Annotated in this window: 16 protein-coding genes; 11 read left to right on the plus strand and 5 right to left on the minus strand. The window is 70.9% G+C overall.

Annotation, left to right across the window (positions count from 1 at the left end):
* Positions 1-4: 4 nt before the first annotated feature.
* Positions 5-550: a P-loop nucleotide/nucleoside kinase family protein gene (locus tag IE260_RS36490; RefSeq protein ID WP_189879924.1), complete on the minus strand. Its 546-nt coding sequence runs from the start codon at positions 548-550 to the stop codon at positions 5-7.
* Positions 551-721: 171 nt separating this feature from the next.
* Here IE260_RS36490 and IE260_RS36495 point away from each other — a divergent pair, with 171 nt between their 5' ends.
* Entirely contained in the window at positions 722-1,423 is a 702-nt protein-coding gene (locus tag IE260_RS36495; protein WP_229881669.1) for a 4'-phosphopantetheinyl transferase family protein, read from the plus strand.
* 123 nt (positions 1,424-1,546) lie between these two features.
* Here the strand turns inward: IE260_RS36495 and sbnA are convergent, their stop codons facing one another.
* Positions 1,547-2,581, minus strand: a complete 1,035-nt coding sequence (gene sbnA / locus IE260_RS36500; protein WP_189879925.1) for a 2,3-diaminopropionate biosynthesis protein SbnA — start codon at positions 2,579-2,581, stop codon at positions 1,547-1,549.
* A gap of 431 nt (positions 2,582-3,012) precedes the next feature.
* Here sbnA and IE260_RS36505 point away from each other — a divergent pair, with 431 nt between their 5' ends.
* From IE260_RS36505 to IE260_RS36545, 9 genes are all read left to right on the plus strand, one after another.
* Positions 3,013-5,718, plus strand: a complete 2,706-nt coding sequence (locus IE260_RS36505; protein WP_189879926.1) for a Pls/PosA family non-ribosomal peptide synthetase — start codon at positions 3,013-3,015, stop codon at positions 5,716-5,718.
* A gap of 54 nt (positions 5,719-5,772) precedes the next feature.
* The gene (locus IE260_RS36510) at positions 5,773-8,334 is read left to right on the plus strand and encodes a non-ribosomal peptide synthetase (RefSeq protein WP_189879928.1); all 2,562 of its coding nucleotides are present in this window, start codon (positions 5,773-5,775) and stop codon (positions 8,332-8,334) included.
* Between the two features lie 55 nt (positions 8,335-8,389).
* Entirely contained in the window at positions 8,390-9,430 is a 1,041-nt protein-coding gene (locus IE260_RS36515) for a TauD/TfdA family dioxygenase (protein ID WP_189879930.1), read from the plus strand.
* A complete protein-coding gene (gene sbnB, locus IE260_RS36520) occupies positions 9,427-10,512 on the plus strand; it encodes a 2,3-diaminopropionate biosynthesis protein SbnB (protein WP_189879932.1) in 1,086 nt (361 codons plus the stop codon). Before IE260_RS36515 ends, sbnB begins: the two co-directional genes overlap by 4 nt.
* Positions 10,513-10,674: 162 nt before the next feature.
* The gene (locus IE260_RS36525) at positions 10,675-11,187 is read left to right on the plus strand and encodes an arginase family protein (protein ID WP_229881670.1); all 513 of its coding nucleotides are present in this window, start codon (positions 10,675-10,677) and stop codon (positions 11,185-11,187) included.
* Positions 11,188-11,221: 34 nt separating this feature from the next.
* A complete protein-coding gene (locus tag IE260_RS36530; RefSeq protein WP_189879934.1) occupies positions 11,222-12,913 on the plus strand; it encodes a hypothetical protein in 1,692 nt (563 codons plus the stop codon).
* Between the two features lie 53 nt (positions 12,914-12,966).
* Entirely contained in the window at positions 12,967-13,296 is a 330-nt protein-coding gene (locus IE260_RS36535) for a trypco2 family protein (protein WP_189879937.1), read from the plus strand.
* Positions 13,297-13,332: 36 nt separating this feature from the next.
* Positions 13,333-17,382, plus strand: a complete 4,050-nt coding sequence (locus IE260_RS36540) for a tetratricopeptide repeat protein (RefSeq protein WP_189879938.1) — start codon at positions 13,333-13,335, stop codon at positions 17,380-17,382.
* Positions 17,383-17,768: 386 nt separating this feature from the next.
* Entirely contained in the window at positions 17,769-20,594 is a 2,826-nt protein-coding gene (locus tag IE260_RS36545; protein WP_189879940.1) for a SpoIIE family protein phosphatase, read from the plus strand.
* Positions 20,595-20,646: 52 nt separating this feature from the next.
* Here IE260_RS36545 and IE260_RS36550 read toward each other — a convergent pair whose 3' ends face one another.
* Complete coding sequence (locus IE260_RS36550; protein ID WP_189879942.1) at positions 20,647-21,261, minus strand: dihydrofolate reductase family protein; 615 nt, start codon at positions 21,259-21,261, stop codon at positions 20,647-20,649.
* A 197-nt stretch (positions 21,262-21,458) separates the two neighbouring features.
* On the minus strand, positions 21,459-22,184 hold the full coding sequence (locus tag IE260_RS36555) for an alpha/beta fold hydrolase (protein ID WP_189880005.1): 726 nt from the start codon (positions 22,182-22,184) through the stop codon (positions 21,459-21,461).
* Positions 22,185-22,364: 180 nt separating this feature from the next.
* Here IE260_RS36555 and IE260_RS36560 point away from each other — a divergent pair, with 180 nt between their 5' ends.
* A complete protein-coding gene (locus IE260_RS36560; protein ID WP_189879945.1) occupies positions 22,365-22,763 on the plus strand; it encodes a winged helix-turn-helix transcriptional regulator in 399 nt (132 codons plus the stop codon).
* 98 nt (positions 22,764-22,861) lie between these two features.
* Here IE260_RS36560 and IE260_RS36565 read toward each other — a convergent pair whose 3' ends face one another.
* The gene (locus IE260_RS36565; RefSeq protein ID WP_189879947.1) at positions 22,862-23,413 is read right to left on the minus strand and encodes a YciI family protein; all 552 of its coding nucleotides are present in this window, start codon (positions 23,411-23,413) and stop codon (positions 22,862-22,864) included.
* Positions 23,414-23,423 lie beyond the last annotated feature (10 nt).

Genomic DNA, 23,423 nt, shown 5'->3' on the forward strand with positions numbered 1-23,423 from the left:
GGCATCACTCGGCGCCGTTGTCGGCCCACCGGGTCACGGCGACCACCTCTCGGGCGATGTCCGCGACGGATCGACCGTCCGTCGCCACCCGCGCCGCGTCCACCGGCGTCCGCTCGTCCAGCAGGCGCGCCTTGCGTATGCTGCCCCGCAACTCGTGCTCCAGTTCCGAGCCGAGTTCCCGGCCGGTGAGCCGTTCACGGGCGGTGGAGTCCGACGCCGTCAGGAGGATCCGGATGATCCGCGTCCGTTCCCCCATGGCACGCAGGAACATGCCTGCCGACTCCGGCAGCACGCTCACGGTGTTCGTGTAGATCAGACGCCGGTAGCCGTGCCGGGCGAAGTTGGCCCACACGGCGGTCAGGTTGCTCTCGGTGATCCGCGACCGGTCCGGGTCACCCTCCGGTGCCGGATGCACCTGGCCCATGTAGTCGCCCTCGACGACCGCGTGCCGGACCTGGCGAGCGCGCAGCAACGCCGACACCTCCCAGGCCACCGTCGTCTTGCCGACCCCCGCCCGTCCACCGATGAGCAGTGCTTCAGCGTGATTCATGGAAGCAGACTGCCAGGCGCAATGTCCTGCCTCGAGACCGAAGGCGTTGTTCGGCTCACACACGGCGGCACGGTTGCGCACCGCAGCGCTCGAGAGGCCCGGAGTCGTCGCGCAGCCCGGCAGCTGCGACGCCGGTGCCGACCTCCGTATCCTGCTTGTGTGGTGCCTGGTGTGGTGTTGCGACCTGTGGAGCTGCGGGACGGGGCGTGGGAGCAGCCACTGATGGCGCCGGGGACCGGGGGTCGGCCCGGGTTGTGGCTGGTGCGGGCGGAGGCTTTCAGGCCGGTGGTGGCCCGTCTGGCCCGGTCGGTGCTGGACCGCCTCGAGACGGAGCGCGCGGCGGCCTTCAGGAAGGCGCGGGACAGGGACACGTATCTGGCCGGGCATGTGGGCCTGCGGTTGCTGCTGGGCGCGTATCTCGGCGTATCGCCCGCTGAGGTCCCCCTGGAACGGCTCCCGTGCCCGATGTGCGGAGAGCCGCACGGGCGCCCCGTGGTGCGCGGCGATGCCGTGCATTTCTCGCTGTCCCACAGCGGTGGGTTGTGCCTGCTGGCGTTCGCGGCGACGCCGGTGGGCGTGGACATCGAGGCGGTACCCGACCTTGCGGTCGCAGACGAGGTCGGGGCCTGCCTGCACCCGCGGGAGAGCACCGAACTGCGTGATCTGCGGGCGGCGGACCGACCGGCGGCGTTCGCCCGGGTATGGGCGCGCAAGGAGGCCTATCTGAAGGGGCTGGGCATCGGGCTGGGACGCGCCATGTCACGGGACTACCTGGGTACGGCGAGCGGAGCGGCGGCCACGGTGCCGGGCTGGACGATCGGGGATGCGGCGGTGGACGACGGCTACGCCGCCGCGGTCGCCGTTCGCTGCTGAGGAACCGGTCTGGGGACCAAGGAGCTCCCCGGTGATCGTGCGACCGCAGACTGCCGTCCGTGGACTCGGTGAGGCGGGCATGGCCGGGCTGGTCGCCGGGGCCCTCGTACCCGGACCGGCCGGTCAGTGGCACCGGCCGGTCCGGAGCGCGCTGGGGCCCGGGAGTCGGACCGCGGGGGAGTGGGCGGCGACTTCCTGCCGGTCGAGCGTGTTGTCGCCGTAGAGGTCCTGTACCCAGTTGGTCTGGTAGATGGTTTCCAGGTAGCGCTCGCCGAGGTCGGGGGCGATGGCCACCGCGGTCGGCTGCCGACGGCGCCCCGAGTGCCGGCTGAGCCACTGGGAGGCGCCGCTGACGACGGTGCCGGTGGAGCCTCCGAAGACGAACCCGTGTCGCGCCAGCCGGTGGCAGGTGCGGATGGTGTCGGCTTCGTTGACGTGGATCACCTCGTCCACGTACGAGTCGTCCAGCAGTGGCGGGCGGACGCTGCTGCCGAGGCCGGGGATCATGCGTCGGCCCGGGGCGTCTCCGAAGGTGACCGATCCTTCACTGTCGACGGCGACGATGTGTACCGGCCTGCACCAGTCGCGGAAATAGCGGGCGCAGCCCATCAGAGTTCCCGTGGTGCCGGCTCCGACAAAGAGGACGTCGAGGTCGGGGAAGTCGCGGGCGATGGCCGGGGCGGTGGTCTTGAAGTGAGCCATGTGGTTGCTGGGATTGGTGTACTGGTTGAGCCATACATACCGGTCGTCCGAGGCACACAGCGCGCGGACATGGTTGATGCGCGCGGCGAGCAGACCCCCTTCGGGGGCGGGCTCGGTGATGATGTGGATCTGGCTGCCGAGGGCCTCCATGAGCAGCCGGGTGGGCAGGTTGCAACGGGAGTCGGTCACGCACACGAACCGGTAGCCCTTGCTGGCCGCGATCACGCTCAGGGCCACGCCCAAATTGCCGGAGGAGGATTCGACGAGGATCGAGTCGCTGGTGAGACGGCCCTCGCGTTCGGCAACCTCGACCATCTCGGCGGCGGCCTTGAGTTTGATGGAACCGGCGAAATTGAAGCCCTCACATTTGAGGAACAGCCTGTGGCCGATGATCGCTTCTAGATCGACGTAGAGGTCGTCCTGGTTGAACGCCTGGGGGGTGGATATGACCGGCACGATTGCCTCCTGGTCGTCGGTGACCCGTCTCGTGCCGCTCATCCGTGTGTTTCGGGCGGCTGACGGAAGAGGTCGCCTGCCGGGGGCGACGCCCTTGGGACCCCTCCAGTACGCACGGCCCGTCGCGGTCGTGTCATGCCACCGAATGTCGGGACTTGACGGCGGTCGCTTCATCGTGTAAAAGCACTCGCTCTTTGTCATTCGGGGCGGGGGCCGGCACCGGCTCGGTGCAATTCGCGCACAGATTCTCCGCCCAATAGTCCTGCAGGCGCGTGGTGTCAAGTCACGAGATTCAGCGGCGTGACGCGAATCGTGTCGGCACGGCCTACTGGAGGGGCAGGCGTCAGAAATACGGCCACGAAAAGCCCCCGGCGCCTCTGCGGGTGGAGGAAGCCGTCACCCGCGATCACACCGACGACACCGGAGCTGACATGGCAGGGAATTCCACCGGCGCCTGGACCGTCGCGCCGCCCGACCTTTCCACGTGCCTCGACGAAAGCGGCAGCGGCAGGACCGATGGCAGGTCCGCCGACCCGACGGCCGATATCGCGCGGCTTCTGGGGGAGGTGCTGGCCGAGGTCGTGGACGTGGAGCAGGTGCCGGCGGACAGTCACTTCTTCCATGATCTGGGCGCGGATTCGATGGTCATGGCCCGGTTCTGTGCGCGGGTCCGCAAGCGGGCGGACCTGCCGTCCGTGTCGATGAAGGACGTCTACCGGCATCCCACGGTCGAGAGCCTGGCCGCCGCGCTCACCGGACCCGAAGCCGGGACCATGCCCCCCGCAGTCGTGGCTCCGGCGTCCGCCGCCACCGGCGCGGCGGCCACGACCAGCGCCTCGACCGCCGGCGCGTCCCCGACCGGCGCGCCCACCCCCGTCCAGCAGCCCGGCCCGGGTTCCGCTCCGGAGTCCGACGCGAACGCCGCCCGGGCGACGAGCGAGGCGCCGGCACGGGCAGGCACACGGCAGTACCTGCTCTGCGGAGCGCTGCAGTTCCTGTTCTTCCTCGCGTACTCCTACCTGGCGGCTCTGGCCGCGGTCCGAGGGTACGAATGGATCAGCGAGACCACCGCCCTGACGGACCGCTACGTGCGTTCCGTGCTGGCCGGCGGTGTCGGCTTCATCGGCCTGTGTGCCGTGCCGATCCTCGCCAAGTGGACGCTCATCGGCCGGTTCAAGCCATGCCAGTTCCCCGTGTGGAGTCTTTCCTACGTGCGTTGGTGGGTCGTGAAAACCCTGATCCGCACGAGTCCTTTGCGTCTGTTCACCGCATCGCCGTTGTATGTGCTGTATCTGCGAGCGCTGGGCGCGAACATCGGACGGAACGTTGCGATCTTCACCACGAAGATTCCTGCGTGCACGGATCTGCTCACCATCGGAGACGGGACGGTCATCCGCAAGGACTCGCTGTTCTCCGGTTACCGCGCCCACGCCGGCCTCATCCAGACCGGCCCGGTCACTCTCGGCAAGGACGTCGTCGTCAGCGAACAGACAGTCCTCGACATCGACACTTCCATGGGCGACGCGTCCCAGCTCGGGCATGCCTCCGCCCTGTACGCCGGTCAGGCAGTGCCCGCAGGCGAGCGCTGGCACGGGTCACCGGCCGAGGCCACCGCCACGGACTTCCGTACGGCACAGCGAGCGGACTGCTCCACAGCCAGGCAGGTCCGTTACAGCATCGGGCAGTTGCTGGCCCTGCTGCTGGTGTATCTGCCGCTGGCCATGGGCGGCGCGGCCCTGCTGTCCGCCGCTGTGCCGCAACTGAATGCGCCTGTCGCTTTCGGATCGTCGTCATTCGCCGGCTGGACCTTCTGGCTGGGCGCCATGGCCGCGTCCCTCCTGCTGTTCTTCGGCAGCGCTTGCGCCGGGCTTCTCATCCAGGGCACGGTGCCCCGCCTGCTCAACCTGGCCATCAAGCCGGACAGGGTCTACCCCCTCTACGGCATCCACTACGGCCTGCAGCGGGCGATCGCCTTTCTGACCAACAGGAAATTCTTCACCACGCTTTTCGGCGACAGCTCGGCGATCGTCCACTACCTGCGCTACATCGGCTACAACCTGACTCCGGTCACGCAGACCGGCTCGAACTTCGGCACCGAAGTGAAGCACGACAGCCCGTTCCTGAGTTCGGTGGGCAGCAATACGATGGTCGCCGACGGCCTGTCGGTCATCAATGCCGAATTCTCCAACTCGTCGTTCTCCCTCTCCCGCGCCTCGGTCGGAGCGCGCAGTTTCCTCGGGAACCGCATCGCCTATCCGTCGCGGTCCAGGACCGGCGACAACTGCCTGTTGGCGACGAAGGTCATGGTGCCCATCGACGGAGAGGTGAGGGAGGACGTCGGTCTGCTGGGTTCACCGCCCTTCGTCATTCCGCGAACGGTGATGCGGGACACCCAGTTGAGCCACATCGACAGCGGCAGCGAGCTGCGTCGCCGGCTCGCCGCCAAGAACCGGCACAACGCCGTGACCGCGGTGGTGTACCTGCTGGCCCGGTGGTTCCACGTCTTCGTCCTCACCCTGCTGGCACTGGGAGCCGAAACCCTCCGCGCCTCCTTCGGCGCACCGGTGATCGCGCCGACGGTCATCCTCGGCCTCGTCTTCACCGTCTGCTACTTCTCGCTCCTCGAACGGGCCACCACCGGTTTCACGGCCCAGAAGCCACTGAACTGCTCCATCTACGATCCGTCCTTCTGGCGGCATGAACGCTTCTGGAAGATGGCGGCGGTCGATCACGCCCAGTTCTTCGACGGAACCCCGTTCAAGAACGTGGTCCTGAGGCTGCTGGGTGCCCGTATCGGCAAGCGGGTCTTCGACGACGGCTCGTTCTTCCCGGAGCGGACGATGGTGACGATCGGCGACGACTGCACCCTCAACGCGGGCACGGTGGTCCAGTGCCACTCGCAGGAGGACGGCGCCTTCAAGGCCGACCGCACCACGATCGGCGCCGGCTGCACCCTCGGCGTCGGCGCATTCGTCCACTACGGCGTGACCGTCGCCGACCACGCCGACCTCGCCTGCGACTCCTTCCTCATGAAGGGCGAACACGTCCCGTCGCACGCCCGATGGGGAGGAAACCCGGCCCGGCACCTGCCCGACAGCAACCCCCACCCGCACGTCCTCGTGGCACCCCGCGCCTGAGGCCGCGCACACGCACCCCGCCACACCACGACCCGAGCACAAGGACAGACCCCGATGGCACCCAACACCCCGGCCGATCGCAACTTCTGGCACGGTGTCCTGACCACCTCCGGCGGCTTCACGCCCCTTCCGCGCTGGACACTCAAGCCGGTCGTCGGCCTGGCCGAGCACATCGCGCCGATCCCGGTCAGCCACGCGACAGCATTGCAGCGCCTGGCAGACGACCTGGCCGTGCCGCTGAGCTCCGTGCTCCTGGCGGCGCACGCCAAGGTTCTGGCCGCACTGACCGGCGAACGCGACGTCACCACCGGCTACGTCGCCGCGGACAGCGCCTCGCCGCTCCCGTGCCGACTGACGACAGCTGCCGGCTCGTGGCGGGCCCTCCTGACGAACACCCACGAGGTCGCCGCGCAGTTGCTCGCCCATCGCGACTACCCGGTGGACGACCTCGGGCGCGAAGTCGGTCTGGCCGAGCCACCGTTCGAAACAGTGCTCGATGCGAGGGGCGCCGACGGCGACAGCATCGACACCGACGACGAACAGGCTGCCGACAGCCCCGAGCGGGGCACGGAGGCAGTGCTGCGGGTAGCCGTCGTGCGTCACGGCGACGGCCGGCTCACGCTGCGGCTGCGCTACCGCACCGACGCTCTCGACGCCGACAGCGCCGCCCGCATCGCCGGCTACCACCTCACCGCACTCCGCCTCATCGCCGCCGACCCGGACGCGGAGCACGCACAGCAGAGCCTGGTGTCGGCCGGGGAAATGCGCCGCCAGATCGAGGGACTCGCCGGGCCGCACCGCAGCCTGCCCGATGCCAGGGTCCATGAGCTGTTCGAGCAGCGCGTCAGGCACAACCCGCACGCGGTGGCAGCCGTGCACGGCAACCAGCAGTGGACGTACCGGGAGCTCAATGCCCGCGCCAACCAGCTCGCCCGAGCGCTGCTGGCGCGAGGTCTCGACCGCGAAGGCGTCGTCGCGGTGGTGATGGACAGGAACCTGGACTGGCTGGCCGCCGTCCTGGCGGTCTTCAAGGCGGGCGGCGTGTACCTGCCCGTCGAGCCGCATCTGCCCGCCGACCGGATCAAGGCCATGCTCGCCCGTTCCGACTGCAGGCTTGTGCTCACCGAACTCGCCAGCACCGGTACCCTCCAGACAGCCCTGGCGTCGATGCCCGCAGTCCGGACCCTGCTCACCGACACCGCTTTCGAGGAGGGTCACGCCGCGTGTGATCTCGGCGTGGCCGTCGAGCCGGACCAGCTCGCCTACATCTACTTCACCTCCGGTTCCACCGGCGAGCCCAAGGGCGCCATGTGCGAGCACGCCGGCATGCTCAACCACCTCTTCGCCAAGATCGACGACCTGGAGATCGCCGAGGGGCAGGTGGTCGCCCAGACCGCGCCCCAGTGCTTCGACATCTCGCTGTGGCAGCTCGTCTCCGCCCTGCTGGTCGGTGGGCGGACGCTGCTGGTCGAGCAGGAGGTGATCCTCGACGTCGAGCGGTTCGTCGACAAGATCGCCCGCGGCCGGGTCTCCGTACTCCAGGTCGTGCCCTCCTACCTCGAAGTCGTCCTGACATACCTGGAGCAGCACTCGCGCGGACTGCCGGACCTGCGGTACGTGTCGGTGACCGGCGAGGCGCTGAAGAAGGAGCTCGCCCAGCGCTGGTTCGCCGCCAAGCCCCACATCAAGCTGGTCAACGCCTACGGCCTGACCGAGACCTCCGACGACACCAACCACGAGATCATGGACCGCGCACCGGACGGCGACCGCGTACCGCTCGGCCGGCCGGTCAGCAACGTGCACCTCTATGTCGTCGACGAGCACCTGAATCCGGTGCCGCTCGGGGCGCCGGGCGCGATCGCCTTCTCCGGGATCTGCGTCGGCCGCGGCTATGTCAACGACCCGGAGCGCACCCGCCCCGTCTACCTGCGCGATCCCCACCGTGAAGGCCGGCGCCTCTACCTCAGCGGAGACTTCGGCCGCTGGCTGCCCGACGGCAAGCTGGAGTTCCTGGGCCGCCGCGACACCCAGGTCAAGATCCGCGGTTTCAGGATCGAGATCGGAGAGATCGAGAACACCTTGCTGAAGGTGCCCGGTGTCCGCGACAGCGCCGTGGTGGTCGCCGAACGCCCCGACCGCAGCGCACATCTGGTGGCGTTCTACTCGTCCACGCAGCCGCTCGACACCGATGTCCTGCTGGACCGGCTCGGTGCCGCACTGCCCGCGTACATGGTCCCTGCGGCCGTCCACTGGAGCGACGCCCTCCCGCTGACCGCCAACAGCAAGATCGACCGGAAGGCTCTGACGGCACTGGCCACCCGGCTCCACGCCGCCGAGGACGACGGCCCGACACCCGGTGAGCCCGGTACGCCCGCCGAACAGCGGCTGGCAGCGGCGTGGGCGGGCGTGCTCGGCATCCCGCAGGGCCGGATCGGACGCCACGACCACTTCTTCCACCTGGGCGGCACCTCGCTGGCGGCCGTGAAGCTCGCCATCAGCCTGGACCGCGCGGTGTCCCTGGCGGACATCACCCGCCACCCCGTTCTCACGGACCTGGCCGGGCTTCTGGACACCCCTTACCAGCGGCAGCCAACCGCACAGACGGACCGGGTCTGACCCGAGCCCCTCCCACCGCCATGAAATCCCCCACCCCACTGAAAGAACAAGGACGATGTCACTTCCCACCTCCGCCGTCCCCACCACCTCCGCCGTGCCCGCGCTGCCCGGGACGAACCTGGACCTGCACCCCGGCAAGCCCCCCGTCCTGCACGTTCACCTCCACACCTCCCATGACGTGCCAGGCTGGGCCGCCGAACACCGCCACGTCCTCCGCGGCCTCGTCACCGACCACGGCGCGCTCCTCGTCCGCGGTCTCGGGCTGCGCGACCCCGGCCAGGCCGGAGCCGTCTTCCAGCGCCTGGTTCCCGGCCTCATGACGGAGAAAGAAGCCTTCGCGCCCCGCCACACCTGCGCACCGGGCGTCTACTCCTCCACGCCGTGGCCGGCCAACCAGCCCATGTGCATGCACCACGAACTCAGCTACACCCACGCGCCGCCCGGCCTCCTGCTGCTGGCCTGTCTGACACCGCCCCGCACCGGCGGGGCCACCGCCCTCGCCGACGCCTCCGCCGTCCTCGACGCGCTCCCGCCGCAACTGGTGCGGCGGTTCGAAGAGGAGGGCTGGCTGCTCACGAGGACGTACAACGACGAGATAGGGGCCTCCTGGGAGGAGGCGTTCGGGACCGACGACAAGGCTGCCGTCGAGGACTACTGCCGCGCCAACGCGATCGACTTCTGCTGGCAGCCCGACGGGGGCCTGCGCACCCGCCAGCACCGCCGCGCCGTGGTACGGCATCAGGTCACCGGCCGGCGCTGCTGGTTCAACCAGATCGCGTTCCTGAACGAGTGGACCATGGCCCCGGACGTGCGGGAGTACCTCATCGACCTCTACGGCCCGGACGGGCTGCCCTTCAACACCCTCTTCGGGAACGGCGACCCGATCGGCGAGGACGTCGTCCAGCTGATCAACGCGGCCTACGACAGCCGCACCGTGCGCGAGCCGTGGCAGGCAGGGGACCTGATGCTCCTGGACAACGTCCGCACCGCCCACAGCCGAGAGCCCTTCGAACCACCGCGCGACGTCGTCGTCGCCATGGCCGAGCCGCTGCACCCGACCACCCGCACGCAGAACCCCGAGGGGAGCACCCGATGACCACGTTCCGTTCCGACGCCACTGAGCCCGCCGTGCCCGAGCCGAGCACCACGCCGTCGCCGCTCACCGTGCCACCGTTCGCGGTGATCCCCGGCGCCCAGGTCCAGCAGACCCTGCGGGGTCAGGAACGGCAGATCGTGGACCTCGTCGAGGCCACCTACCGGCTGCACGCCGCCGGGGACTCGGTCAACCCGCCGTCGTACTTCCTGCGCTTCCCCGACCGGCCGACGGCGCGGATCATCGCACTGCCCGCGTCGATCGGCGGGCAGGTGCGGGTGGACGGCGTGAAGTGGATCTCCAGCTTTCCCGACAACGTGCGGGCCGGTGTCCCGCGTGCCTCCGCCGTCCTCATCCTCAACGACCACGACACCGGCTATCCGTTCGCCTGCCTGGAGAGCTCCATCATCAGTGCCAGCCGAACGGCCGCGATGGCCGCATCGGCGGCCGACTGGCTCAGCCGCCACCGCCGGCGCCCGACCCGCATCGGATTCTTCGGAACGGGCCTGATCGCCCGGTACATCCACACCTTCCTGACCGCGACCGGCTGGTCCTTCGACCAGATCGGTGTCCACGACCTGTCCGCCGACAGCGCGGCCGGCTTCCACTCGTACCTGCAACAGACGGACACAGGTCGGATCACGGTGCACGCCGATCCCGAGCAGTTGATCCGCTCCAGCGACCTGGTCGTCTTCGCCACCGTCGCCGGGCGGCCCCACGTCACGGACCCCGGTTGGTTCGCTCACAACCCGCTGGTGCTGCACGTGTCCCTGCGCGACCTCGCCCCCGAGATCGTGCTCGCCTCGGCGAACATCGTCGACGACGTCGACCACTGCCTCAAGGCCGACACCTCACCGCACCTGGCCCAACAGCTCACCGGTAACCGGGACTTCCTCACCGGAACGCTGGCCGACGTCATGACCGGCCGGGTGTCGCTGCCGGATGACCGACCGGTGGTGTTCTCGCCCTTCGGCCTGGGAGTGCTCGACCTCGCCGTCGGCAAGCACGTGTACGACGAGGTGACCGGCGCCGGGCAACTGCACGTCGTCGACGACTTCTTCCACGAGCTGCGTCGCTATGGATGAGCGGTGCGGGGATGCGGCGCCTCACTGGAGGCCGGATCGGTCCCAGACCGTGACGCCGACCTCGTCGCCGAGGGGTGGTACGACAACTCGACGACACGGGCCATGGCTCCGGGATCTCCCTCACAGCACCCCCCCCGGAGTACGTACCAGGGCTACCACGCGATGGCCGTCGCCACCCTGACCGGCCACGGCCACCCCGATGTGCAGAAGCTGCTGCCCGCCACCGTGTCCCCGGACCGCGTCGGCCTCGTGGGGCCGCACGAGTGGACGGACGACGACTTCCCCAACGTCGCAGCGTGGGGCATCCAGTCGTACAGTCCCGACGACCTGCGGGCCTCCAGCGGGCCTCTCCTTCGCTGGCTCAAGGCCACCGGCTGTTCCCGTGTCGCCGTCCACTTCGACGTCGACACCATCGACAGCGACGAGGTCGGACTCGGGCTCGGGTTCGTTCCGGGCGGACTGACCAGCGTCCGGCGAATCGTCGCCGACATCGACCGGGCCGCGGACATCGTCGGCCTCACGATCGCCGAGTTCATCCCCCGGCAGGTCATGCACCTCCAGCAGATCCTCGAAGGCTTCCCCCCTGCTCCGGGACAGGTGACCTGCCCGCTCACGACAGAGCCCGCCTTCCCCTCCCGAGTGGCCCCCGGACGTACGTGGGGACGTCGCGGTTGATTCGTCCCTACGCCTGCCGCCATGCTGTCGAGGCATGGGGGAACCGACGACACCGACGGCCATCGGCGCCGACACCGGACAGGTGGTCTTCCATCTCTTCGCCGCGTCGGAACGCGAGGAGACGGGCGCCGCGAGGGATGTGTTGAGCCGGGCCGGTATCGGGTACGCGGACTTACGCCCGCCGGGCGCCAACGCCCCCGGCGACGACGTCCTCACCGGCACCGCCACCGTCGCCGCCCTCGCGGACGCCGTCGCCGCGCTCCGTCACCGCTTCCGGTACGGCATCGCCGTACGCCTCGCAGGGCCGACCGACGTCGTCGTGCGGTCGGACCCCCGCGTCGAGCACGGGCAGATCGTGATCCGCAAGCCGCGCCGCGACGTGCCCGTACGGGACACCCGAGCCCTGCGCTCCGCTCTCAACGGCCTGCTCGCGCAAGGTGCGCCGGACCCAGTGCCCCTCCCTCACCCGCCCAGCATCATGTTCCGCGACCATCAGAGCGCCGAGCTCGCCGCCGAGGCCACCCGGCTCGCCCGTGTCCTCACCGACCCGGACTTCGTCAGCGGCGCCGATCCCACCGGCACCCTGCTCGACAACCCGGAGATGCTGGCCGACGTGTCCGGCAGGCCCCGTACACTGCTCGACCTGCTCCTGCTCGCCCACGCCTTCTCCCGTACCGACGACGGCGATCACCGCGTGCGCGACCTGCGCGTTCCCGACCTGGACGAGGTCCGACGCCTGGCCTCCACCGTCGAGGTCTTCGTCCAGCCGTCCACCGAGCCGGAGTCCCGGGTGCTGGCCCGCCCCCTCGCCGACGGCCGGCAGGGCTTCGTCATCGGACTGCCGCCGCAGACCGGTGAGCTGATGGCCAACATCTCCTGGGCCCTGCCCAGCCTCTTCGCCTTCGCAGAGGGCATGGCATCCGACTCCGCCGGTCCCGACTCCTTCACGTCCGAACGCGATCGCACCTGGGCCGACGTCGACGTCACCGTCGCCTCGTATCTGCGCTCCTGGCGACCGCCGCGCGCCGCCGCCCTGATTCCGCCCCGGCCGCTCATCCCGATGACCATGCCGCAGGACGCGAGCCGCCACGGCCCCGGGGACCCCTACTTGGTCTTCGACGCGTGCACCCTCTTCCTCATCGCCCGCGAACTCAGCCCGATCCTCCAGGGCAGGTACAGCGACAGGGCCGAGCCGCCCCTGGTGCCGTTCACCGCAGGGCTGCCCCGGGATGTGCGCCTGGAGACGCAGGCGGACTGCGCCGCGTACGTCCACACGATGAACGCCCTCATCCTGGGGGCCGGCAAGGACGGCCCCTTCGTACCCGACTTCGACAACATCCGGCGCCACTTCCATCACGGTCGGCCGAGCCGGTTCGGCCGGACCCGACGGCTGGAGGAACAGGCGCGGCACGAGGCCGCAGTGGTGCTGGCCTGCGTGCACCGCACGACCGAGGCCGTGCTCAGCTACTACGCCGTCGTGGACCTGTTCGCCGCGCTCGCCCGCGTCCGCCGCGACGGCGCCCTCGCCCGCCGCCTGGAGGCGATCGGCGACCGGCGCGAGGCGGTGTGCCGCTACATGCTCTGGGTCAAGGAACACGGACTGCCCGAGGCCTGGGGGCTGCGCACGCGGCTGGTGGGGGAGGAGGACGGGTGGGAGCGCGTGTGGGAGTACGTCCGTCATGCGCAGCGGCACCTGGTGCCCACGCTGGTCGGCCCACCGGGTTGACCGCTTCCGCCGTCGCAGGGACAGCCGCGTCGGTACGTCGCTACGGTGGCCCCATGAACGACATCACCGTCGGCGAAGCCATCGACCATCTCCGAGCCGAACTGACCGCCGCCCGCGATCGCGCCGCGCACTCCGGTGTGCGTTTCGAACTCGGCGACATCTCCCTGGAGTTCACGGTCGAGCTGCGCCGAGAGCAGAGCGGCAAGGGGTCCGTCAAGGCGTGGGTCGTGTCCGGTGAGGCGGGGGCCGTGCGGTCCGAAACCGCCGCCCACAAGCTGGCGTTCACGCTGCGCGCGGTGGACCAGGACGGCGAGGGCATCCGCATCGGCAACAGCGACGCTCCGACGGGCGGTCTGGCCGGTGGAAGCGGGCTGATCCGGTAAAGCACCGCGGTCGTACGACGGTGAACGGGGGCACGGATGGAACTGAGCCGTATCGTCGCGGTCCTGCTGCCGGGTGCGGAGCAGCAGTACGGCGGCAACGGAACCGGCTATCTACTGGGCAGCAGACTCGTCTTGACGGCCCGACACGTGCTGGAAGGGCGGGCCGGCTGCGACGTACAGGTGCCGGGCGGCCGCGCCGTACCCTGCACCGTCGTCTGGCGCGGCGCCGCTCACGTCGACGCGGCCCTGCTCCTCGCCGAGACAGACGTCCACGAGCGGGTCGCCCCGGTCCGCTGGGGACGGCTCGTCACCGCCCGGCACCAGCCCTGCGACGTCGCCGGCTACCCCCAGGCCGGGCGCCGGACCGGCGGCGGCCTCGACCTTCAGCAGCCGCGTGCCACCCTCGCCCCCGGCACCGGCGCCCTGTCCCACCGCTACACCGTGGAACTCGTCAGCGCGCCTCCCGCCGACCCCGCCCGACGCGCGCCCTCCCCGTGGAGCGGCCAGTCCGGCGCGGCCCTCTTCAGCCGAGGGCTGCTGACCGGCGTCGTCGTGACCGACGTCAGCGGCTGGGGGCTGCCGCGATGGGAGGCCGTACCCGTGTACGCGCTGCTGGCCGACCCGGCGTTCACGGACCTGGTCACCCGGCACACCGCCGCCGCGCCCGTGTGGGAGCCGGTCGACCTTCAGCGCCTTGTCACGCCCGCCGCGAACTGGCGGGTCCGCTCCCCGGCGACGCTGCTGGACCAGCGCGCCGAGGTGGTCCGCTTCCACGGCCGCGAGCACCTGCTAGGGGAGCTGATCGGCGACTGGTGCGACGGTGACGGCGTACAGCTCGCCGTCCTCACCGGGCCCGGCGGTGCTGGCAAATCCCGGCTCGCCCGGGAACTGTGCACGCGGCTGCGCGACCGGCACGGCTGGGTCTGCGGTTGGCTGGACGAGCGCGGGCCGGCCGAGGACCTCGGCGTGCTCGCCGAGGTGGACCGGCCGCTGATCCTGGTCGCCGACTACGCCGAGCTGCGGATCGCCCAGCTGACCGCCCTGCTCACCGTGCTGGACCGACGGCCAGATGGCCGTCCTCCGGTACGGCTGCTGCTCACCGCACGGGCGAAGGGCGACACCACGGGCGGCTGGTGGGACCAGCTCAGGACCCGCACGCGTGAGACGAGAAACCTGACCTACGACGCCCTGCACCACGAACTGCCTCCGCTGACGGAGTTACCGGACCGCGACGCGCACTACCGCGACGCCCTCACGGACCTCGCCCGGCGCCTCCCCGAGGCACTGCCCCGGGCGCTCAGGGACGCCACCGGTGACTGGACGGGACGCGTCGCCCTCGTCGCCCCACGCGATGTGAGCGCCCCCGAGTACGGCTCCGCCCTCACCCTGCACATGACCGCGCTCACCGACCTCCTCGCCACACACCCCGCGACCCGTCCGGACGACACCGGTCTGCGCGTCGAGGAGCAACTCCTCCTGCACGAGCGCGCGTACTGGGAGGACAGCGCCGCCGGCCGTCCCCGACTGGCGGAGGCGGGCCCCGTACCCCTGGCCGACGCGGTCGGCACCGCAGTCCTCACCGCGGGCGCCGAACCGGCCCTGGCCGCCCCGCTGTTGCGCTCCTCACCCGGCTTCCGCACGGCGGACGCCCCGACCGTGGACCAGGGCGCGGCCTGGCTCGCCGAGATGTACCCCGCCCCGGGCGACAGCTGCTGGGGTGCCCTCCAGCCCGACCGCCTGGGGGAGTACCACGTGGGGGACCGGACGCGGGCGGACACGGACCTGGTGACGCTGCCCTTGCTGACGTTGGCGGGGGCGGGCACGGCGCCGGGGCGGTCCCGCGTCGAGGCGCCGACGCCTGCCGGGAACCCCGAGTCGCGAGCGGCCCCGCCGAGCCCTGAGCACCGTACCGTGTCGGCGGCCGTCCGCGCCGAACAGCCGACGTCGGCGGGGAGTCCGGGTTCGCCGCCCACCCGCGCCGAACAGCCGACACCGGCCGAGACCTCGCAGCCCCCCTCCGCCGCCCTCACCCTCCTCGCCGCCCTCGTCACCCTCTCCCGTGTGTCCGAACTCCCCCGCCACTGGGACCCCGTCGCCCGCGCCCTGGACGAAGCCCTCGCCCGTGAACCGGCCCTCGCCGGCAGCCTCATGGAGGCCGCCACCCTCACCGAGTCCCCCGAGCCCCTCCTCGACGCCCTGCATCGCCTCACCGACGCACCCGACACCGACCCCGAGCTGCTGCTGGAGCTGCTCGACCGGCTGGGTGCGGGGCGTAGTCGGGTGCTCGCCGGCTGGGCCACGCGTACCGCCGCCACGGCCGCGCGGGAGCTTCCGCCGGCCCAGCGGGCTGCCGCGCTCGTGCACGAGGCGGGGTGGCGGCAGGCCGCCGGGGACCACTGGACGGCCGTACGCCGATGTGACGAGGCGCTGCGGCTGTACGACTCCGGCGAGGCCGAAGCCACCCCCGCCGCACGGTTCGCCGCGCTGCTCACCATGGCCCGCTCGCACCGCTGGACCGCCGAGTTCGATGCGGCCCTGGCCGCGCTGGACCTGGCCACCGGCCTGGTCGACACACTGGCTCCGGCCGACCAGACCCCCGCCGAGGCCGAGGTCCTCGGCGAGCGTGCCCGTGTCCTCGTCGGCCGCGGTGACGACGATGCCGCGCGCGCCCTCCAGGAGCAGCGCGTCACCCTCCTCGACTCCCTTGCCGACGGCGGCGATCCCGTCGTACTCGAACGTCTCGCGGACGCCGAGGCCGAGCTCGCGCACACTCTCAATCGCAGAGGTGAGTTCCGTGCCGCCGCCGAGACCCTGTCCGAGTCAACCGCGCAGACCCTGCGGCAGATGGCCGACCAGCGGCCCGACGCCGTCGGCCACGACGCCGTGGGCAGCCTCGTCGGCCGTGCCAACCGCCTGCGCCTGCTGGGCCGATTCGAGGAGGCGCTCGCCGTCCTGCGTGACGCGCTCGCCGTCGTCGACCGGCCGGAGAGCCTGGCCACCCCCGTGGCCGCGGCCTCCCTTGCCGTCGTCCTCAACAACATCGGTGGGACGCTCGTCTCCATGGACAGACCCGAAGAGGCGCTGGAACCGATCCGCCGCGGTCTCGCCATCCGACGGAGCCTCGCGGCGGACGAGGGCGCGCCGAACGAGCTGTTCTGGAGCTCCCTCCTCCAGCACGGGTCCGTCCTGACGGAGCTGCGCCGCCTCGACGAGGCGAGGGAGGCCGCCGAGGAGTGCCTGAAGGTCGGCTCCGAACTCGTCCGCCGCAAGATCTCCCGGCCCAAGGTGGAGGCCCAGGCCCAGCTCATGCTCGCCGAGAACCTGATCGACCTGGCCCTGAGGAACCCCGACCACCCGGGGGACCTGCGCAGGGCGAAACGACTAGTCGACCGGGCCGTCCGCAACTATGACCGCGACATCAAGAACCTTCCGGGCGACCACCTGGGAGAGTACGCCGCGCTGCTGTCCGTCGCCGTCGACCTCTACTTCGCCCTCGGTCGGCGCCGGTCGGCGCGCTCCACGATCCGCCGGGTGATGTTCGTCCGCCGTCTTCTGGTCCGCCGCGACCCCGAGCAGCACGGCGACCGCGTGGCGGCTCAGCTCGAGGTCCAGGCCCGGGAATGCCTGGAGGCCGGGCAGATGGGCCACGCGGAAAACCTGTTCGGCCAGGCGGTCGCCCTCCGGCAGGTGATCCTCGACGTGTGCGGCCTGCCCACCGACCGGTCCGCCCTGGCCAACACCCTCGCCCAGTACGCCCATGCGCTCTCCCGGATGGGCCATCAGCGCGAGGCCCTGCCCCACCTGTACGAGGCACTGGAGCTGATGCGCGAGGTGGAGCCGCACGCCGAGCCCGACCAGTACGCGCTCGCCGTCGCGACCTGCCACTACAATCTCGCGGACACCCTCCCCTGGACCGGCGCCTTCGACGAGGCACTGCGCGAGGTGGCGGCTTCCGAGAAGAGCCTCGCCCCGCTCGCCGGCCTGAACCCCGATCTGTACGCGCGCGAGATGGCCGACTGCGCCGAGCTGCGCGCCGAGATCGTCCGGGCGGCGGAGCACGGTCTTCCCGAACGACGTCATCCCTGATCCGCCGACACTGCCTGGCTCAGCTGCGTAAACGCATCACGATCGCCTCCGGGCAGAGGCGGGCACGCCATGGCGCGCAGGGGCCGGCAGGCGCGGCCCCGGGCACGCCATGGCGCGCAGGGGCCGGCAGGCGCGGCCACCTCGCCGATCAGGCCGCCGGAGTTCTACCCCATGCCGGGCAGACGTCGAATCCGGCGGCACGCAAGCCAGACCGCCCCATGGCGGCGAAGCGCCCCCCGGGCCAGGGCCTCTCCTCACCCGGCCCGTGGAGCGCGCTGCCCCGATACGGCCACGTCGGCAGGACCGGCCGAGCCGGACCATGACTGCTCGGCGTCGCGGGCGCCTCCCACCCGTGAATGTCCTATATGCCCGTTTATCCTGATTCTGTGGAGCCGTATCCAACTTCTCCGGGCAGCGGCCACGGCGATCGGACGCCGCCGGTCGCCGAAGTACGTCCGGAGATCCGCGCCTCCTGGCAGCGCTCGCAGTCGCTGGGCATCGACCCCGAGGGGGCGGCCCTGCCGATCGAGGGCGACCTGGATCCGGACTCCCGGCTGATCCGGGCCGCCGCGCCGGTGCTGGAGCGCTTGTACGAACGGTTCTCGGGCGTGCCGGTGACCGTGGCGCTCGTCGACTCACGGGCGAACATCGTGGACCGGTGGGGCGCCCCGGCGGGGCTGAAGCTGATGGACGCCGCATCCCTGGTGCCCGGCGCCAACGTCGATGAGCGGTTCATGGGCACCAGCAGCGTCAGCATGGTGCTGAGCACCAGGGCACCGTTCGTGGTCGTCGGCCACGAACACTTCCTGCACGACCTCAAGGAGCTGACCTGCATGGCCGCGCCGGTGCGCGACCCGGTGGGCGGCACCGTGCGGGGCGCGGTCAACCTCTCCGTGCCCCGAGTGCTGGCCGACCCCGGAATGGCGCTGGCCTTGCAGGACGCCACCGAAGACATCGGGGAACGCCTGCTGGAGCTGAGCACGGCCCGCGAGCTCGAGCTGATGCGCTCCTTCCGCCGGGCCAGGGAGCGCGGCGGGCACGGCGAGCTGGACCTCGGTTCGGGAGAGCTGTCCCGGCTCAGTGGACCGACGCCCAGGCTGGACCCGCAGGAGCGGCTGATGCTGCTGGAGCGTGCCGTCGAGCTGATCTCCTCGACGGGTGAGACATTCGCCGAGGTGCCGCTCGCGGGCAGTCGCGTGGCCGTGCTGCGCCGCCGGGAACTGCACCACGGCGATGCGGAGGGTGCGGCAGTCGAGGTCAGCTTCGAGCACACCCGCGGCACGGGGACACCGGGCCCGGCCACCGCGACCGCCCCCGACGGTCGCCATGTGCCTCTCCTGAACCGTCCCACCGTGAAGGCGGAGGCGAACGCGCCCGAGGCGCCGACGGAACCACCCGCCGCCGGACCGGCCGACGCGTGGCTGCTGCTGGTGGGAGAGCCGGGCGTCGGCCGGCTGGCCGCGGAGGCGCGCGGGCGGCTGTCCCTGCTGAATGAGGCAGGCATCAGGCTCGGCACCACCCTGGACATGTGGCGGACCGCCGAGGAACTGGCGGAGATCGCCGTGCCGCGCTTCGCCGACCTGGTCGTCGTCGATCTGCTGGAGAGCGTCCTGGCGGGCGAGGAGCCACCGCCCGGACGGCTGGGCCCCGACGCGGCACTGCGCCGGGTGGCCGCCTGGGCGGGCGACGACTCCCGCGGCACCCCGACCGGTGGCGTGGACGAGCCGGCCGGCTACCCCGCCGGCACACCCCAGGCCCGGTGTCTGGAGACCGGGCAGCCGGTCACGGACTCCGTGCTGACGGCCGCCCTGGCGGTGCCCCCGGCCGGCCGGGGGCACCCCGTCGACCTGCTCGGCGAGGGCGAGCACTCCTACCTGGGTGCTCCGCTGTCCGCGCGGGGCTCCGTCCTGGGCCTGGCAGGCTTCTACCGCCGCGGTAGGACCAGGCCGTACGAGCAGGACGACCTGGCGCTGGCGGGCGAACTGGCGGCCCGCGCCGCGATCAGCGTGGACAACGCCCGCCGCTACCGCCGGGAACACCACGCCTCGCTCACCCTGCAGCGCAGCCTGCTGCCGCACGACCTGCCCCGGCTGAGCACCGTCGACCTCGCCTCCCGCTACCTGCCCGCGGACGCCAGAGCAGGTGTGGGCGGGGACTGGTTCGACGCGATCCCACTGTCCGGGATGCGGGTGGCGCTGGTCGTCGGGGACGTGCCCGGATACGGTCTGCAGGCGGCAGCGACCATGGGCCGGCTGCGTACGGCTGTGCGGACGCTGGCCGGGCTGGACCTGCTGCCCGAGGAGGTGCTGGCCCACCTGGACGACCTGGTCAGCCGCGCCCCCGACGAATCGGCCGACGAACAGGACCCGGCGACCGGGGCGACCTGCCTGTACGCGGTGTACGACCCGGTGTCCTGCCGCTGCACGGCCGCACGAGCCGGTCATCCGCCGCCCGCCCTGCTGACGCCGGGCGGCGAGGCGCGGCTGATCGACCTGCCGGCCGGTCCACCGCTCGGGCTCGGCGGGATCCAGCCGTACGAGTCCGCCGGCGTCGACCTGCCCGCGGACAGCCTGCTGATGATGTACACCGACGGCCTGCTCAAGGAGAGCCGCGGCTACGGGGACATCGAGGCGCGCACCGGGCAACTGCTTGCCTCGCTGAAGCACGCCGATCCGGCCCTGGAGCACATCTGCGACCGGGTCGCGGGCACCCTCCCGCCCGGCGGCCCGCACGACGACGTGGCTCTCCTGCTGGCCCGTGTGCACGCGCTGCCCGAGAACAGGGTGGCGTCCTGGGAGTTTCCGGCCGACTCCTCGATCGTGGCGCGCGCCAGGGCGCTGACCCGTGCCCAGCTCGCCGCCTGGGGCATGTCGGAGCTGGACTTCAGTACCGGGCTCGTGGTCAGCGAGCTGGTCACCAACGCCGTGCGGTACGGCGGCCAGGGGCCGGTGGGCCTGCGGTTGCTGCGCGACGGCTCATTGATCTGCGAGGTGTCCGACCGCAGTAACACCTCTCCGCGCATCCGACGGGCGGCCACGACCGAGGAGGGCGGGCGCGGTCTGTTCCTGGTGGCACAGTTCACCAAGAGCTGGGGCGCCCGCTACATGCCGCAGGGCAAGACGGTGTGGGCCGAACAGATTCCGCAGCCGGAGCAGCCTGAGTCAGAGATGGACGAGCAGGCGCTGCTGGCCATGTTCGACGAACCCGGCTGACCCGCCGGCCGACAGCACGGCCCGAAACCGCCCGCACTTCGCGGCCTCGTCTTCAGTCCGGTGTGGCCGTCGCGTACTGCGGGCGCCCGGTGGGCCGGTAGACCTGGATCGTCACCCCCTTCGGAGTGGACCGCGACTCGACCAGCTCAAGGGCCGTGTCCGGGCCGGTGTCGGGGAACAGCCGTGTGCCCTGGCCGACGACCACGGGATAGGTGAGCAAGGTGATCTCGTCGACCAGATGGTTGTCGAGCAGCCGGCGGACCAGCCGGCCGCTGCCGTGCACCTGCAGCTCACCTGGCGCCTTGGCTTTCAGTTCGCCGATGGCCGCCGCGGCGTCTCCGCAGAGGACGGTCGTGCCCGCCCATCGCGGGTCGGTGAGCGTGCTGGATGCCACGTACTTGGGCCGCGCGTTCAACGCCGCTGCGACGGGGTTGTCCGGATCTGTCATCACTCCCCAGTAGCCGGCGAAGATCTCGTACGTCCGCCGGCCGAACAGGAAGGCGTCCGCGCGCTGGTAGATCTGGTTCACGAACGTCGCGGCCTCGCCGTCGAACAGCGGCAGGGCCCATCCGCCACGCTCGAACCCGCCCCTGCGGTCCTCATCGGCCCCGCCGAGTCCCTGCATGACGCCGTCGACGGAGACGTGCGTGATCGTCGTCAGTTTCATGGTCGCAGTTCCCTCCGCGCCGGTTTCTGCCGTCGTTGGATTCGACCGGACCGCGGCGCCGATCTCATCGGTCGCAGCACCGCCCGTCCGGCCGGCGCAGTACTCACTCAGAGCACCCGGGTCACATGGCGAACATTTCCCGCTCCAGGGGAACCAGCTGCGCGCGGAGCATGACCTATCGGTGGTGCACAAGCTCGCTAGGCGAGCTCGAGAAGCAGTTCACTGAGTTCGGCCGGCATGGTGATCATGCAGTCGTGGCCTGTCGGCAGCTCCCGGACCTGCGCGGCAGCGCCGTTGGGCTGGATCGGGGGAACGGGGCGACGGGTGACGCCCGCCGGCATGGCGCCGACATTGTGGATGTGCGTGCGAGGGATCGCGTTCACCGCTGGGTTGTCCAGCCGCGCTGGCTGCTGCAGACAGCGCACCGGCTGGTCCGACAGCATCCCGCGCAGCCAGGCGACATCCGCCGGGTCTGTGACGCCGAAGAGGCCGAAGGGCGCGGGCTGCTCGGGCATCGGCGGCACGCGCCAGCCGCTCTCGGACTTCTCGGCGAGCTCGATCAGTTGCCGTGTCACGGGTTGGACGTCGACCGCGGACTCGCCGTCCTCCGGGACCATCGCGTCGAGGTAGACCAGGTGCGCGATGCGTTCCGGTATCCGATTGGCCGCGGAGGAGATCACCAGCCCCGCATAGCTGTGGCCGACGAGTACGACGTCGCCGAGGTCCTCCTCGGTGATCAGTCCGACCACGTCGTCGACGTGCGTATCGAGCCCGACCTCCGGACCGAGCAGGTGAGCCTTGTCGCCATAGCCGGTCAGAGACGGCGCGAACACCCGGTGTCCGGCAGCCTCCAGCAGCGGCACCACCCGCTCCCAGCACCGTCCGCTATGCCAGGCTCCGTGTACCAGAAGAAATGTGGGCATCAGCAGATCAATCTCCCTTCGTAGAGGCAGAAGAGCATGGCCGGTCACCACCGTCGGTTCGCGGTCCGACGGTTACCATTCGTGCCCCGGTACTGTTTGAGTACCAAGAGCATGCTTGTGCAAGTAACGCGCTACAGGCAATAAGGCACTTTTCGGTGCCCCGGTTCTCTGGAGGTAACCATGGACGCGGCACACGGCGATCCGCGGCCGACGGAGCGGCCCGGCGACGCATGCCGGACCCGGGTGGTGCTCGACATCGTCGGGGACAAGTGGTCGCTGCTGGTCGTGCGAAATCTCAGGAACGGACCGCGCCGTTTCACCGAGCTCAAAAGGGCCATCGACGGAATCAGCCAGCGCATGCTCACCGTGACGCTGCGCAGCCTGGAGCGTGACGGGATCCTGACACGCACCGTCCACGAAGTGATGCCGCCCCATGTCAGCTACGAGCTCACCGAAATGGGCATCACCCTGCGCGAGGCCACCGCGCCCCTGCTCGAATGGAGCGTCGCGCACCTCGCCCGGATCGACGACGCCCGCGCCGCTTACGACGCCCGCACGGACACAACAGTGGTCTCGTAGCGGAGCAGTCCAGTACGCGGCTGACCTGCTGAGAAAAGCCACCACCTCGGGTCACGCCTTCAGGTCGGCTTCCCGCCCTTGGCGGCACCACGCGAGGGTCATGACGGCCGTCCGCCGAACTGCCAGCTGTGGACCTCGATGTCCGCGTACCGGTCCGAGGTCAGCACAGCGCGTGCCGCCTTCGGGTCCGGCGCCCGGACCAGCGCCGCCGTACCCAGCCACCTGCTTCCGTCGTCGGACAGCAGAGGCCCGTACGCGATCAGTTCGTCCCGGTCGTCCGGCACCGTGTCGTCAGTGGCCTTCCCCGAGCCCAGGCCGAGCACCAGGAATCGATCGCCACCAGTTCGCCCTCCGGGGAAGTCCCACATCGTGCGCCCCAGCATGTTGTGCCATCGCCGAAGCAGTACGTCCCGGTACACGCCGGCCTGATAGCCCGGCTCGTCGAAGACGAAGGCGCGGGCAGCAGCAGGGTCGGCCAGATCGACAATATGCACGCTGCCAGTGGGCACCCCGTCGGCCCCCGAGAAGGTGGGTCCTCGGGCGATCATCTCCGACGCGTATCGATCCATGTAGGACCAGTGCTGTTCGCCCATCTCCATGCGCAGCGCCAGCGAGTCGGGCCGATCGCGGTGGTAGCAGAAGAACTCCATGGCCGGCAGT

This window comes from Streptomyces viridiviolaceus (assembly GCF_014650995.1).
GTDB lineage: Bacteria > Actinomycetota > Actinomycetes > Streptomycetales > Streptomycetaceae > Streptomyces > Streptomyces viridiviolaceus.

Bases quoted from the DNA above. Each gene is read 5' to 3' on its own strand.
- IE260_RS36490 (WP_189879924.1), bottom strand. From the start codon at position 550: ATGAATCACGCTGAAGCACTGCTCATCGGTGGACGGGCGGGGGTCGGC.
- IE260_RS36505 (WP_189879926.1), top strand. From the start codon at position 3,013: ATGGCAGGGAATTCCACCGGCGCCTGGACCGTCGCGCCGCCCGACCTT.
- IE260_RS36510 (WP_189879928.1), top strand. From the start codon at position 5,773: ATGGCACCCAACACCCCGGCCGATCGCAACTTCTGGCACGGTGTCCTG.
- IE260_RS36515 (WP_189879930.1), top strand. From the start codon at position 8,390: ATGTCACTTCCCACCTCCGCCGTCCCCACCACCTCCGCCGTGCCCGCG.
- sbnB (WP_189879932.1), top strand. From the start codon at position 9,427: ATGACCACGTTCCGTTCCGACGCCACTGAGCCCGCCGTGCCCGAGCCG.
- IE260_RS36525 (WP_229881670.1), top strand. From the start codon at position 10,675: ATGGCCGTCGCCACCCTGACCGGCCACGGCCACCCCGATGTGCAGAAG.
- IE260_RS36530 (WP_189879934.1), top strand. From the start codon at position 11,222: ATGGGGGAACCGACGACACCGACGGCCATCGGCGCCGACACCGGACAG.
- IE260_RS36535 (WP_189879937.1), top strand. From the start codon at position 12,967: ATGAACGACATCACCGTCGGCGAAGCCATCGACCATCTCCGAGCCGAA.
- IE260_RS36540 (WP_189879938.1), top strand. From the start codon at position 13,333: ATGGAACTGAGCCGTATCGTCGCGGTCCTGCTGCCGGGTGCGGAGCAG.
- IE260_RS36550 (WP_189879942.1), bottom strand. From the start codon at position 21,261: ATGAAACTGACGACGATCACGCACGTCTCCGTCGACGGCGTCATGCAG.
- IE260_RS36555 (WP_189880005.1), bottom strand. From the start codon at position 22,184: ATGCCCACATTTCTTCTGGTACACGGAGCCTGGCATAGCGGACGGTGC.
- IE260_RS36560 (WP_189879945.1), top strand. From the start codon at position 22,365: ATGGACGCGGCACACGGCGATCCGCGGCCGACGGAGCGGCCCGGCGAC.
- IE260_RS36565 (WP_189879947.1), bottom strand. From the start codon at position 23,413: ATGGAGTTCTTCTGCTACCACCGCGATCGGCCCGACTCGCTGGCGCTG.